The following is a 13,379-nucleotide window of genomic DNA, read 5'->3' as shown; positions in this document are numbered from 1 at the left end:
GACGAGAAATGTCTGCGCTCCGACTGGAAGAGGTCTCGATCAGCTTCAACGGCGGCAGGGCGGTCGACCGACTCTCCCTCGCCCTCGAACCGGGCGAGGTCTATGCGCTGCTCGGGCCGAACGGCGCCGGCAAGACCACGACGCTCAACATGATCCTGGGCTTCCTCAAGCCCGACAGCGGCCGCATCCATGTCGACGGGATCGACGCCGTGGCCGATCCGCTGGCGGCCCGCGCGCGCACCGCCTATCTGCCCGAGACGGTGATGCTGCACCCGGCGCTCACCGCGGTCGAGAACCTCACCTATTTCGCGCTGCTGGCCGGGCGCAGGATCGATCCGGCCACCGCCCGCCGGCTGCTTGGCGATGCGGGCCTGCAGGAGGACGCGCACCAGCGTCGCGCATCCGGCTTCTCCAAGGGCATGCGCCAGAAGGTCGGCGTGGCGATCGCGCTGGCGAAGGAGGCGCGCCTGCTCCTGCTCGACGAGCCGACGTCCGGGCTCGACGCCAGCGCCGCCAACGATCTTTCGGAGGTCATCCGTGCCGCCTCGCAGCGCGGCCTCGCGATCCTGATGGCGACGCACGACCTGTTCCGGGTGAAGGATGTCGCCCATCGTCTCGGCATCCTGCGATCGGGGTGCCTCGTCGACGAACGCGACGCCGCGACGATCGGGCCGATCGAGCTCGAGCAGCTCTATCTGGAAAGGCTGGCGGCATGATCCTGTCGCTGGTCCGCCTCGAGCTGGCGATCCTCAGGCGCGACCGCCGCGCCTGGTGGTCGCTCCTCGCCCTGGCCGCCCTCGTCCTTCTCTCCTTCGGCGCCATTGCCAGCCAGGCCCACCGCGCCAACGCGGAGAAGCAGGCCGTGTCGGCCGCGGAACGGGCACGCTGGGTCGGCCAGGGCGAGAAGGACCCGCACAGTGCCGCCCATTACAGCATCTTCGCCTTCAAGCCGTCGCCGGCCTTGGCACCGCTGGACCCGGGGGTGGAGCCGTTCGTGGGACAGTCCGTCTGGCTGGAAGCGCATCACCAGAACGACATGCTTTACCGGCCGCAGCAGAATGCGTCGCTGCTTCAGCGCATCGGCTTTGCCAGCCCGTCCGCGCTCATCACCGGCTTCGGGCCACTCATCATCTTCCTGCTCGCCTTCACTTTGGTGGCGCAGGACCGGGAGCGCGGAACGATGCGCCTCGCCTTGGGCGCCGCGGTCCATCCGCGCGCCATCGTCATGAGCAAGGCCGTCGCCGTCTGGTCGGCCGCGGCCGGCCTCCTCGTCGTCCCGGTGACGTTGGCGGCGCTGGCCTGGGCCGTCCTCGGCGGGGCGCTCGGCGCCGACCTCTTCTGGCGTGCGCTCGTCTGGACCGGGATCATGGCGAGCTATCTCGCCTTGCTCTCGGCCGTCGGCATCGCCTTGTCCTTATGGCTCGGCAACGCACGGCTCGCGCTTACCGGCCTGTTCGGGCTGTGGATCCTGTTCGCGCTGGCGCTGCCCCGCGTCGCCAGCGGGACGGTCGAGGCGGCGCGCCCGCTCCCTTCCAGCCAGGCGGTGCGCCAGCAGCTGGCGGAAGAAGCGCCGACCTTCTGGTCGGACGAGCAGGCCGCGCGCAACCGGGCGCTCCTGCTTCGGCGCCACGGCGTCAGCCGGATCGAGGACATTCCCAATCCCCGAATGGCCGAGCTCGACCTGATGGAGCGTCACAGCCATGCCGTGTTCGACCGGGTGCTCGGCGGCTTCTATGCCAAGGTCGCTTCCCAGGATCGCCTGTTCGCCACGCTGGGCTTCCTGTCGCCGACGATCGCGGCGCAGGCCGCTTCCGCCTCCGCCGCAGGAACCGATTTCAGCCATCACCGGGACTTCATCGACGTCGCCGAGCGCTATCGACGCGACCTCGTCAACCGCATGAATTCGGACGGCATGGCGCACCGCGCGCACGGGGCGGAGCGGCACACCAACGACCAGAGCCTGTGGTCGCAAGTGCCGACCTTCGCCTATCCGCCTCCGGCTCTCGGCAACGGCTCGTCCTCCGCGCTGCCGGCCTATGCGGCGCTCCTCGCCTGGCTGGTTGCCGCCGCCATTCTGCTCGCCATCGTGTCGCGGAGGCTGAGGCCATGACCGCCCCTCGGTTTGTCGATCTTTTCGCCTGGGAATGGCGCCGCACCGGACGGTCTCCCTTGCTCTGGTCCGTGTTCCTGATCATCGCCTCGAGCTTCGTCTGGGGCGCCGTCAACACGGCCGCGCTTCACTCCGCACAGGAAGCCGCGATCGAGCGGGCGCGGCAAGCGGAGCGCGACTGGGAGGCGAGCACCCGCGAGCGCGCCCGCGCCTATCATGCGCCGATCTCCGCCGGTGCCGGTGAGGTGGCCTATTGGCAGGATCCCACCGATGTAGCCGGCTACAGCGAGTATTTCGTTCGCCGATGGGCCTTGAAGCCCCATTTGGCACTGTCTCCGCTGGCGTCGGGAGTGAGCGACCTCGCGCCGACCCGCCTCGAGATCAAGCTCAATACCCTGTTCGGCTTCGGCGACACCTACGATTTCGAGAATCCGCGCGGACTGGCGCTCGGACGTTTCGACCTCGCCTTCGCGATCGTGTTCCTGCTTCCCATCGGCCTCCTCCTGCTCTTCGCCCTGCTGGTGACCTTCGAGCGCGATCGCGGCATGCTGCGGCTCGTCGCAGCCCAAGCGGTCGGGCCGCGCAGCTGGACCGGCGCGCGGGTTCTGGCCATCCTCGCCTGGGCGATCCCCGTCGTCCTGGCGGCCATGACCGGGGCCCTGGTCCTCGCCGGCGTGCCGCTGGCCCAGGCGACGGCGCCGCTTCTCACCGCGCTGACCGCGACGCTCCTATACATGCTCTTCTGGACCGGGATCGCGCTGGTCGTGCTCGCCCGCCAACCGGGCGCCGGCGCGGCGCTCGGATCCTTCGCGGCCATCTGGGCGGCGCTGACGATCGGCCTGCCGCTCGCCGGCTCGGCGGTGGCGGGCCTTCTCGATCCCGCGCCCTCGGCGGTCGCTTATGTCGACGTTCAGCGGCGAGTGAGCGACGAGGTCCAGGCCGAGCGCGACCTGATCCTCGCCAGAGCCTTCGCCGCGCGGCCGGACCTCAGGCGGCACAGCGACCGGGTCGGGACGCTCGACTATGCGACCCGGCTCAGCTTCCTCATCCCGGAGACGGAGCGCCGGCTGACGCCTTTCAAGGCTCCCATCGAAGCGCATCGCGAACGCCAGGAGGAGATTGCCGGCGCGGCTGCCTATCTGTTGCCCACACTGGGCCTGGAGGCGGCCTTTGCTACCCTCGCCGGGACCGACCCCGCTCGGCAGCGGGCGTTCGAGAGCCAGGCCAGGGACTTCCAGCTCGACCTGCGCCGGCGCGTCCACCCGCTGGTCCAGAGGGAGATCACCCGCCCCGCGCCGGCTTTGCCGCGCACGATGCGGGGGCGCTTGAACCTGCCCGAGCCGCTGACGCTCCCCGCCTTCGTCTTCCAAGAGCCGGCACAGAGCGATCGCCTTGCCCGCGTCCTTCCCTTCGCGGCCTGGCTCGGCTTGCTTGCCGGCCTGGCCGGAACGCTTGGTCTGTCGCGGATGCGCGAATGGCGGGTGTCGTGATGAGGCCTTTCGGACTTCTCTTGGCCGGCAGCGCCCTGGCCGTCATCCCGTCTCCCGCCTCCGCACAGCGGACCAGCGACAATGCCGTCACCGCGGCCGAGGACGCGTTCGGGACGTCGATCGGCAACGAGAGCATCGGCCTGTACAGCAGCAGCCAGGTGCGCGGCTTCTCGCCCGTCAGCGCCGGAAACGTCCGCATCGAGGGCATCTATCTCGATCGCCAGGGCTACCTCGCCAATCGTCTCGTCAGCGGCTCGACCATCCGCGTCGGCCTCAGTGCGCAGGGCTATCCATTCCCCGCCCCGACCGGGATCGTCGACTATCGCCTGCGCAACGTCGGCGACGAGACGATCGTCAGCGTCGTCGCGGGAAGCCTCGCTTATGGCGGTCCCAGCGTCGAGATCGACGCGCAGGTCCCGATCATCGGGTCGCGCCTCGGGGCGGCATTTGGTGCGTCCTGGGCCCACGAGCTTTATTATGACGGCGCCGACGCCCAGTATCTGCGCGCGGCGATCGTCCCGCGTTGGCGGCCGAGCGACGCTGTCGAGATCGTCCCCTTCTGGTCCGCGACCGTCGGCCGGGACGAGGAAGTCGCGCCGACGATCGTCACCGCGGGTCCCTTCGCCCCGCCCGAGGTGCGCCGACGCACCTATTTCGGACAGCGATGGGCGGCCAAGGACAGCGCCAGCGTCAATGCGGGGGTCATCGCCAAGGCCCGCATCGGCGAGCACTGGTCGATCGCCGGAGGCCTGTTCCGCTCGATCTTCGAGAACGAGCAGAATTTCGCCGAGCTCTTCGTCGACACGACCGCGGACGGCCGCACCCGCGAACGCGTGATCGCCGATCCCGGCCAGCGTTATGCCTCCACCAGCGGGGAGCTTCGCGCCAGCCGGAGCTTCACGGACGGGACCCGGCTTCACACTCTCCATGCGCTCGTTCGCGCCCGCCGGCTCGACAGCCGCTACGGCGGAGCGGCTCCCGCCCTCGATCTTGGGGAACGCCAGCTCGGCGAGCCCGTCGCGGCGCCCGAGCCGACGCGCTTCGAATTCGGAGAGCTCACCCGCGATCGCGTCCGCCAGGCCACCGTCGGCCTCGCTTATGAAGGGCGTTGGCGACAGGTCGGCCAGCTCAGCCTCGGCATTCAGCGAACCGACTACAGAAAATCGGTCGAACTCCCGGACGGCCTCACTGCCCGCGCCGAGGATGACCCGTGGCTGTTCTATGCCTCCGGTGCGGCCTTCCTGAGCGAGGCGGTGGCGCTCTACGCAGGCTATACGCGAGGCCTCGAGGAAAGCGGCCTTGCGCCCAACAATGCCGCCAACCGCAACGAGGCGCTGCCGGCGATCAGGACCCGCCAGGCCGATGCGGGGCTGCGCTGGTCGATCGCGCCTCGCCTGCGGCTGGTCGCCGGCCTGTTCGACGTGCGCAAGCCGTATTTCAGCACCGACGAGGCCAATGTCTACACCATCCTGGGGGAGGTCCGGCACCGTGGAGCCGAGCTCAGCCTGTCCGGCAGCCTGACCGACGATCTCGCTATCGTCTTCGGCGCCGTGCTCATGCAGCCGCGGGTCACCGGCCAGGCCGTCGAGCTCGGCCGCGTCGGCAGGCGACCGCTCGGACAGGCCGCCACGATCCTGCGCGGCAATGCCGACTGGCGGCTGCCTTTCCTGCCAGGGGTCTCGGTCGATCTTGCCCTTTCCTGGTTCGGCGAGCGGCCCGCCTCTCGTGATAACGTCGTGACGCTCGACCCCTATGCCCTGATCGATATCGGGGCTCGCTACCGCTTCAGGCTTGGCCGCTCGCCGGCCACGTTGCGGCTCCAGGTCCAGAACCTGACCAACAGCTTCGCGTGGAGCGTCGTCGGCAGCAACAGCTACGGACTCATGGACAAGAGGCGGGTCAGCGCCCTGCTGTCGGTGGACTTCTGAGCTTGTCCCCGCCGTGACGCTGCGACGGCCGCTCCGCGCGGTCCGCGTGCCGTGCTTTCGCAACGTAGGAATTCACGCCGCAAACGAGGGGGCAATGCGCATGCGTCTCACAATGCTCACGTTCGGACTGTTCGCCGGTCCGGCTTTCGCCCAGCCCGGGCCACCGGCGGAGGGTCCGGATGAAATCGTCGTCACCGGCCAGAAGCGCGACGGCACGCTCCAGGACGCCGATGCCTCGATCACCGTCCTGGACGCGGAGGCCATCGATCAGGCGCGCCTGCGCGATTTCCGCCAGCTCGACGATCTCGTGCCGAACGTGCAGTTCAACGAGGCCGGCCAGCTCAGCAACGTGTTCATCACGATCCGCGGCGTCGAGTCCAACCCGTTCATCGTCAACCGCGCCGCCGTCTATATCGACGGCATCCCGTTTCGCGAGCTCACCAACGCGGTCCTGAGCCAGGTCGAGTCGATCGAGGTCCTGCGCGGCCCCCAGGGCACGCTCTATGGGGCCAACAGCGAATCGGGCCTGATCGTGATCCGCACCCGCGCGCCGTCGCGAGACGCCGAAGGAGAAGTCCGCGTCACCGGCAGCCTCTTCAGCGGCACCGGCGGCGCCGGAATAGAGGCCTATTACAGCACGCCCCTTGTCTCCGACACGTTGGCCGCTTCGCTCGCCGTCAAATATGGCCGCGAGGCGACCTGGATGCGCAATCGCGCGGCCGGGGTGACGGAACCGGGCGAGATCGAGGAGCGCTTCGTCCATGGACGCCTGCGTTGGACGCCGAGCGACAGGACGACGTTGAATGCCACCGCCTACCTGCTCGACATCAACGCGCCCGGCCTGTTCGACAACGATTTCTTCCCCCAGGACCGGACGCTCTACGACCAGCTTTACGGGGCGCTCAACGGCGGCCGCCCCTCGGGGCGTTACGGCTATTTCCACGACGCGCCGAAGCGGACCGACGAGACCGAATATGTCCTTGGGCTCAGCGTGGCCCATGAAGTCGGCAGCGGAACGGTCGACGCCGCCGTCTCGTACCGCCGCGACAGGTCCGACTCGCTCGGCCTCGATTTCGACTTCACGTCCCTGCCGACGGCGGCAGGCCGCGACGACAACGACCAGCGCGTCACCAACGCCGAGCTTCGCTACGCGAGCGCGCAGCAGCAGCCGTTGAGCTTCCTGGCCGGCGTCGCCTATTTCCGTGACGACAAGGACAATCAGAAGTCGACCTTCGTCGGCCCGGGCGACCTGGACTCCTATGTCGCCGCTCCCGTCCAGACGCGCAGCATCGAGAGCCTCAGCGGCTTCGGCTCGCTCCGCTGGCGGCCGGCTTTCGTTCGCGACGTCACGCTCAGCGCCGGACTGCGTTACGACCACACGCGGCAGCGTGCCGTTCAGCGCGAGGGGCAACTCGATCTCGGCGGAGGATCGATCCTCTATTATACGGACGCGCGCCTGGCCTCGACGGATGACGCCTGGCTGCCGCGATTCTCGATCACCTGGGAACCGACCGACGACGCCACATTCTTCGGCACGATCGCACGGGGATATATCCCCGGCGGCTTCAACCTCGCGGCCACCCAGGAGAATATCACCGACCCGGACGTGCTGCGTTATCGCTCCGAGACGATGTGGAGCTATGAGATCGGCTTTCGCGTCCGCTCCGCCGACGGACGGTTCCGGGCCAGCGGCGCGGTCTTCCAGATCGACTCGAACAACTGGCAGGAGATACGCGTCCTTACCGACGAGACCGGCCGGCCGGTCTCGTCGGACTTCATCGGATCGTCGGCCTCGATCCGAAGCCGGGGTTTCGAGGTCGAAGCGAGCTGGCGCGCCGTGCCGGGCTTCGATCTGTCCGCCAGCTTCGGCTATGCCGACGCCACCTATCTCTATCTGTTCAACGGCATCGAGGATCTCGCCGGCAATCGCGTCAAGCTCGTCCCGGAATATGATGCGAATCTCAGCGCCCGCTACCAGCATCGCAGCGGTGTCTTCGCGCGCGCCGCGATGAACTTCGTCGGCGCGATGGCGCTCGACGAACGCAGCTATGCGGTCCAGCCGGCCACGACCATGATCGACCTCCAGCTCGGCTATGAGAATGAGCGGTTCACGGCCCGGTTGTTCGTCGACAATCTCACCAACGTTCGCCGCTTCAGCGGCCTCGGCTTCGACAATCTGGCCTTCGGGACGGACGGGACCGTCTACGGCGCCCTCGAGGCGCCGCGCATCGTCGGGGCGGAGGTGGAGATGCGCTTCTAGACCAAGCGCAATCGGAGGAATCGGCTGACGACCCGCTTCGAAAGTCGCGGCGATCCAATGGCCTTGGAGCGGCCGTTCCGAAGCCAGCGGAACGCAGCCTGCTCTCGACGGCCTTCGCGTCGACGCCTCATCGGAGACGGGCGCGACGACGCCGCGCTTGGCGGGCGAATGGCTCCGGCCCGGGCGGGCGGCCGACCGTCACGCCGATCCGGGTGGCATCGCCGTGCCCCTGGCGCCGGTCCGCGGGAATCGGCGGGACGCCCGCCGGCGCCACCACAGCAGCCAGCCGGTGATCACGAGCCCCGCCGTCGGGATTCCCGAGGCGAAGACGATCCAGCGGCCGGGCTCGCCGAGGGCCTGGCCCGAGTGGAGCGGATATTGCCAGGCGAAGAAGAGGTCGCCCGGGCTCTCGCCATTGTCGTGGCGGCTGGCAAGGATGCGGCCGTCGGTCATCGAGACATAGGTCCACAGCCGCCCCTGATAGTCGGTGTCGCGCGGATCGTAGGTGCGCACGGCATAGGCCGCGTGATCGGGGAGCAGGCGGAGGCTGTGCAGGCCGGCGCGTCCGGGCGCGACCGCGGCCACCGCGGCGTCGAGGCCGATCGCGTCGACCGGCGGCGCCACGTCCGGCCAGCTCTCGTGCAGGCGGCCGCCGACCGGCGCGACGACCGAGACCGCCTCGCGGCTCGTCACCGGCCAGGCGAGCGTGACCCCGGTCAGCGCGAGCACGAAGGTCACCGGCCAGCTCCACATTCCCGGCGCCCGGTGCCAGTCGAACAGGCGCCGGAGGCTGCGGCGGCGCCCGCCGAGCGCGAGGGCGCGGCGCCATTGCGCGCCGCGCGGCAAGGCCAGCCAGAGGCCGACGAGATGGTCGATCAGCCAGGCCAGGGAGACGAGGCCGAAGAACCATGTCATCCAGGGGCCGGCGAGCAGGTCGACATGGAGGCCGTAGACGAGGTCCATCAGATGCCGCCGGTCGAGCGAGAGTCGGCCGAGCTCGCGCCAGCCGAGCACCGCGCCGTCCCGCGGATCGGAGAAGAGCTGGATCCGCGCGGGCGCGCCGCCCGGCCGCGCCCGGCCGAGCATCCAGATGGTGCCGTCGGCGCTGGACGGCATCTGGATCATGCCGGGGGCGAAGCCCGGCACCGCCTCCGTCGCCCGCGCGAGGACCTGGTCCAGCGGTGCCGGCGGCCCGGCGGCGGCCGCCGGCAGCGTCCGCCAGTCGGGATTGAGCCAGCTGTCGAGCTCCTCGTAGAAGGTGATGGCCGAGCCGGTGACGGCGAGCAGCAGCAGCCACAGGCCGCCGAGCAGGCCGAACCAGCGGTGCCACAGCTTGGCGAACGGACGCCAGCGCCTGTCCGTCCGCGGCGGCGGCAGCATCAGAAGCGGAAGCTGGCGGTCAGCCGGACGTTGCGGCCCGGCTCCGGCAGCCCGCGGACGAGCTCGTAATCGGGAATGGCGCTATAGTCGCCGACGCTGGCATGGGCGACGTAGCGCTCGTCGAACAGATTGTAGACCGCCGCCTGCAGCTCGAACAGGTCGGTGGCGAAGGGCTGCCAGCGCGCGAACAGGTCGACCACCGTGTAGCCGGGCTTGTCGATGAACTCGGTCTCGGGGACGTAGCCCAGCTCGACGTCCCGATAGAGCACCTCGAGATCGTTCAGCGCCTCGTAGCGGGTGAGGGTCGCGCGGAAGCCGAGCGCGGGCGTCGGATCGTAGCCGGCGATGATTGCCCAGTTGTCGCCCATCGAATTGCCGAGGGCGATATGCTCGTAGCCTTCGATGCGACGGCCGTTCAGCCGCGAATCGTAATGGTTGAAATAGCCCTCGATCGACAAGGCCCGGCTGCGATAGCCGGCCCGCAGCTCGATCCCCTCGGCGACGAAATCGCCGACATTCTCGTAATAGGTGGAGGATTGCGGCGGCGGGCCGCTGTAGAGCTGGTCGAGGATGACGTCCTCGATCTCCATCCGGTAATAGACCGCCGAGGCACGAAAGCCGCCGCGCCGATATTCGGCGCCGCCCTCGATGTTGCCGACCCGTTCGGGCCGCAAGGTCGGCGACAGCGACAGCCGGCCGGGGCGATGCTCCAGCGTGAAGGCGTCGCCAATCTCCTTGCCGCGGAAGGCCTCGGCATAGCCGGCGTTGAGCGACAGGCCCGGCAGGACCTCGAAGCTCGCGCCGGCATTGACGCTGACCCCGTCGCTGTCGGTGCCGTCGTCATAGGTGATCTGGTCGAGATCGTAGGAATCGTAGCGGGCGCCGAAGCTGATCAGGAGATTGTCGAGGGCCTGCCAGCGGTCCTGGACGTAGAGGCCGAGGAGCGAGCCCCGTTCCGCGAAGCGGCCGACAGCCGGGTCCCAGGCCCAGTCGGCCCAGCGCGCGGGATCGTCCAGATACTCGCTCGCCACCCGGTCGCGGCGATGCTCGACGCCGAAGGTGACGTCGTGGCCGGCACGGCGGACGCGCGCGCGCAGGTCGAAGCCGTAGGTCTCGATGTCGGCGCCGTAGAGGCCCCAGCGGTCGAACCGGTCCTGGATGAACTCGGACCGCGTCCAATAGCCCGTCGCCTCCACGCCGATCGAGGACGAGGCCGCGTAGCGCCAGTTGGCCGTGACCGACTGGCGCTTGCCGTCGACCGGGAAAAGCTCGTCGCCGGCCAGGACCGGCCAGTTCGGACGCTGGCCGAAGGCGCCCTCCTCGTCGCGATGCTCGTAGCTCAAGGCGAGCCGATGGCCACCGCCGAGATCCCCGCCGAAGCGGAGGAAGCCGAGCTGCTGGCGCGCGGCGGTGCCGCGCTGCAGATTGCCGTCGCCATCCTCATAATCCTCGCGGTCGACGTGGACGAAGGAGCCGAGCAGGCCGACATCGCCCCACAGCCGGCCGTAGACGGTGCCGGAAAGCTTGTAGCCGTCATTGCTGAACCAGCCGGCGCGGGCGATCGCGCCGATGTCGCGGCCCTCGCGCAGCATCGAGACGGGATCGCGGGTGCGGAAGCGGATGGCGCCGCCGATCGCGCCGAAGCCCGACGTGGCCTCGCCGGCGCCGGCCTGCACCTCGACGCTCTCGAGCAGCTCCGGCTCGATCTGGACGCGGCCGATATGATGGAACAGGGTCCCGTGCTGCGGCGCGCCATCGATGGTGACGTTGAGCAGCGAATCCTCGATCCCGCGGACATAGATCTTCTGGGCCAGGCCGACGCCGCCGCCGACGGTGACCGACGGCACCTGCCGGAACAGGTCGGCCAGGTCATTGGCCTGGATGAGCTCGATCTCCTCGCGGCCGATGGCGACGTCGGTAAGCGCGCCGACGACGACGATGGCCTCCGAATCCTCCGCGGCATCGGCTTCGGACGCCGCAGGCTCGCTCGGCTGGGCCGAAGCGGGCGAAGGCAGGATCGAAGCGACGCCCGCGAGCAGGATCGCCACCGGCTTGGAACAGGACATGGATACCCCCCTGATTTGTGCGGGGGGCCTAATCGCTATTGCGACGCGTTGTCAATAAGCCGGGAGCCGTTCCCGGTGGAAGCCGGTAGCGAAAGGAGGGAAGCGCGCCGTTTCGAAACCACCCCTGACAACGGCAGGACAGCGCGTCTTGGGAATCTGGGCCAGCGCCTGCGGATCGCTCGGGCACACGCCGCGCCAGAGGGGCGGTCCACCTTCATCGACCAGGCCGATGTGCGTGCTCTTGTCGGAACATCCCAGCCGGCGTAGATATGCGTCACGGGTCCATCCTCCTCCTTGAAGCGGCTTCGCTCCGACTTCGTATCAGCAGGAGGATGGGCCTACCTCAATTACGCCATGTCTCCTGTACTCCCAAGCCGGACTTTGGCCAAACGGTCACATTTCAGGGGAGCACGTCACCTTCCCCTCACAAAGCCCCTCTCTTTGCCCCGAATCGTTGATGAAGCAGAATGCGTTAGAAGACAAGTGCGCCCGAATTCCCAACAACGGCTTCGGCCCGTCCGAATGAACCTACCGGCGTCAGCCGTCAGATATTCAGAAGTAGACAAATGAAGACAATTGGCGAATGCTGAGCGGGCAAACGCCAGCATGCTCCCAAGAATAACTAAGAGGGAACTATGTCGATCAGGAGCTTCCGGGCGTGTGCAATCGCCCTTGCCGCCATGTTGCCGATGTCAGCCGCGCATGCGGAAGAGACGGTGACATACACCTACGATGCACTTGGCCGCTTAGTGAAAGTGGCCAAATCGAGCGGACCGGCCAGCGGTGTGGAGATGACCTACGCTTATGACCAAGTCGGGAACAGAACCAACGTGACGGTAACCGGAACAAGCAGGCCCGCCCCAGGTCCGCGTTATGTAGTGGTCCCGCTCAACGGATACACCCTAATCGTTTCCCCCTGATATAAGAGTCCTTCTGGGCATTCCCGTTTGCCGGTGGGCATGCGCATCGGTCGTATGCGCACTGCAGGGATCGCCGGCCTTGGAGATGCGTCCCTTGGTGTCGCGTTCGCCGGACTGGTAGCGCCTGGGGACGAGCCCGGCGAAGGCGCCGACATCCGTCCCTCGGGCGAAGCGGCTCGGATCCTCGACACTGGCCTTGAACGTCATCGCGTTGACCGGACCGACACCAGGCACCGTCATCAAGCGTGCACACCGGATCGGCAGCGGTGCGCCGCTTGAGCTCACGGGTAGCCGCGGCGATCTGCACTTCCAGGCCTGCCAGGGAGGCGACGAGCGGCGCCAGCGGCGCCTCCAGCTCGGGCCTTTGCGCGAGAAGCACCTCGAGGCGCTCGGCGCGCTTGCCCGGCGTCGTGGCCGAGCCCAGTCTCAGGCCGAACAGCTTCAGCAGGCCTCGCAGCTGGTTCTTCATCGCCGAGTGAGCCCGCACCAGCTGCTCGCGAACCTTGAGACAGGCGCGATCGAGATGCGTGGCACCATCCTTCATGTGCACCGCCCGGAACCAACCGGTCCGAGCCAGCTGTGCCAGCCCCTCGGCATCATGCGGGTCGCTCTTGTTGACCCGCGCCGACAGCACCCCCTTGGCATGGCGAGCGCAGATGCACACCACCGGAAGGCCGCGTTCGACGAGACCATGATAAAGAAACGAGGAAAGCGCGCCTGTCTCGAGGACCACCCGAGACACGTCGCCGCAATGACGGTCGATAGTCCGGGCGATCGTCTCGGGATCCGTGGCGCAGATGCCGCGCCAACGGATCCGGCCCGCCTCGTCGACCGCACAAAGGTGCGTCGACTTGTCCGAAACGTCCAATCCGAGGTACATAGCCATGGGTCCATCCTCCTCCTTGAAGCGGCTTCGCGCCGACTTCGTATCAGCAGGAGGATGGGCCTACCTCAATTACGCCATGTCCCTGGAACTCCAGTCCATAGGGAGGATAGGCCGACCTCAACTACCCGGCGTCACCGGAACCCGCGCGGGACTCATTGTTCGAAATCCTTGCGTCTAAGGAGTCCCTATCATGCCTAATCACCAACAATAGCTTTCGCATGCTGTACAACAGAAGCGAAATATTCTCGCTCTTCGATATCACGAGCTTGAGAGGATTTCCACCTAAGGTCCTCGAAATGCTCTTCGAGACTTGAGTCCAGTATCGCCTCCGCATTACTT

General features: G+C 68.0%; 7 protein-coding genes and 2 pseudogenes. 5 read left to right on the top strand and 4 right to left on the bottom strand.

Translation table 11 applies throughout. The annotated features are described in order from the left end of the window. The first annotated feature begins 8 nt into the window (after positions 1-8). From DDE10_RS07685 to DDE10_RS07665, 5 genes are all read left to right on the top strand, one after another. Positions 9-716, top strand: coding sequence for an ABC transporter ATP-binding protein (locus DDE10_RS07685; RefSeq protein WP_114952140.1), 708 nt, complete (start codon positions 9-11; stop codon positions 714-716). Further along, positions 713-2,110: an ABC transporter permease subunit gene (locus tag DDE10_RS07680; protein WP_114952139.1), complete on the top strand. Its 1,398-nt coding sequence runs from the start codon at positions 713-715 to the stop codon at positions 2,108-2,110. The genes DDE10_RS07685 and DDE10_RS07680 overlap by 4 nt, the downstream gene beginning before the upstream one ends. Continuing rightward, positions 2,107-3,600, top strand: a complete 1,494-nt coding sequence (locus DDE10_RS07675) for a DUF3526 domain-containing protein (protein ID WP_114952138.1) — start codon at positions 2,107-2,109, stop codon at positions 3,598-3,600. The genes DDE10_RS07680 and DDE10_RS07675 overlap by 4 nt, the downstream gene beginning before the upstream one ends. Further along, complete coding sequence (locus DDE10_RS07670; RefSeq protein WP_284734521.1) at positions 3,600-5,528, top strand: TonB-dependent siderophore receptor; 1,929 nt, start codon at positions 3,600-3,602, stop codon at positions 5,526-5,528. The genes DDE10_RS07675 and DDE10_RS07670 overlap by 1 nt, the downstream gene beginning before the upstream one ends. 100 nt (positions 5,529-5,628) lie before the next feature. Further along, the gene (locus DDE10_RS07665) at positions 5,629-7,788 is read left to right on the top strand and encodes a TonB-dependent receptor (RefSeq protein ID WP_284734502.1); all 2,160 of its coding nucleotides are present in this window, start codon (positions 5,629-5,631) and stop codon (positions 7,786-7,788) included. A 198-nt stretch (positions 7,789-7,986) separates the two neighbouring features. Here the strand turns inward: DDE10_RS07665 and DDE10_RS07660 are convergent, their stop codons facing one another. The 4 genes and pseudogenes from DDE10_RS07660 to DDE10_RS24040 all read right to left on the bottom strand — a co-directional run. Beyond that, complete coding sequence (locus DDE10_RS07660; RefSeq protein ID WP_114952136.1) at positions 7,987-9,168, bottom strand: PepSY-associated TM helix domain-containing protein; 1,182 nt, start codon at positions 9,166-9,168, stop codon at positions 7,987-7,989. Next, on the bottom strand, positions 9,168-11,234 hold the full coding sequence (locus DDE10_RS07655; RefSeq protein WP_114952135.1) for a TonB-dependent receptor domain-containing protein: 2,067 nt from the start codon (positions 11,232-11,234) through the stop codon (positions 9,168-9,170). The genes DDE10_RS07660 and DDE10_RS07655 overlap by 1 nt, the downstream gene beginning before the upstream one ends. A gap of 989 nt (positions 11,235-12,223) precedes the next feature. Then, positions 12,224-12,406 (bottom strand): annotated as a pseudogene (locus tag DDE10_RS24045) (transposase); the annotation flags it as partial. A 196-nt stretch (positions 12,407-12,602) separates the two neighbouring features. After that, a pseudogene (locus DDE10_RS24040) lies at positions 12,603-13,034 on the bottom strand (IS110 family transposase); the annotation flags it as partial. Positions 13,035-13,379: the final 345 nt, after the last annotated feature.

The organism is Sphingosinicella terrae (assembly GCF_003347635.1).
Lineage (GTDB): Bacteria > Pseudomonadota > Alphaproteobacteria > Sphingomonadales > Sphingomonadaceae > Allosphingosinicella > Allosphingosinicella terrae.
The sequence above is the reverse complement of the archived record's forward strand: the minus strand, read 5'-3'. Positions and strand labels throughout refer to the sequence as shown.

Coding starts and splice junctions, on each gene's coding strand:
- DDE10_RS07680 (WP_114952139.1), top strand. CDS start 713: ATGATCCTGTCGCTGGTCCGCCTCGAGCTGGCGATCCTCAGGCGCGAC.
- DDE10_RS07665 (WP_284734502.1), top strand. CDS start 5,629: ATGCGTCTCACAATGCTCACGTTCGGACTGTTCGCCGGTCCGGCTTTC.
- DDE10_RS07675 (WP_114952138.1), top strand. CDS start 2,107: ATGACCGCCCCTCGGTTTGTCGATCTTTTCGCCTGGGAATGGCGCCGC.
- DDE10_RS07660 (WP_114952136.1), bottom strand. CDS start 9,168: ATGCTGCCGCCGCCGCGGACGGACAGGCGCTGGCGTCCGTTCGCCAAG.
- DDE10_RS07685 (WP_114952140.1), top strand. CDS start 9: ATGTCTGCGCTCCGACTGGAAGAGGTCTCGATCAGCTTCAACGGCGGC.
- DDE10_RS07655 (WP_114952135.1), bottom strand. CDS start 11,234: ATGTCCTGTTCCAAGCCGGTGGCGATCCTGCTCGCGGGCGTCGCTTCG.
- DDE10_RS07670 (WP_284734521.1), top strand. CDS start 3,600: ATGAGGCCTTTCGGACTTCTCTTGGCCGGCAGCGCCCTGGCCGTCATC.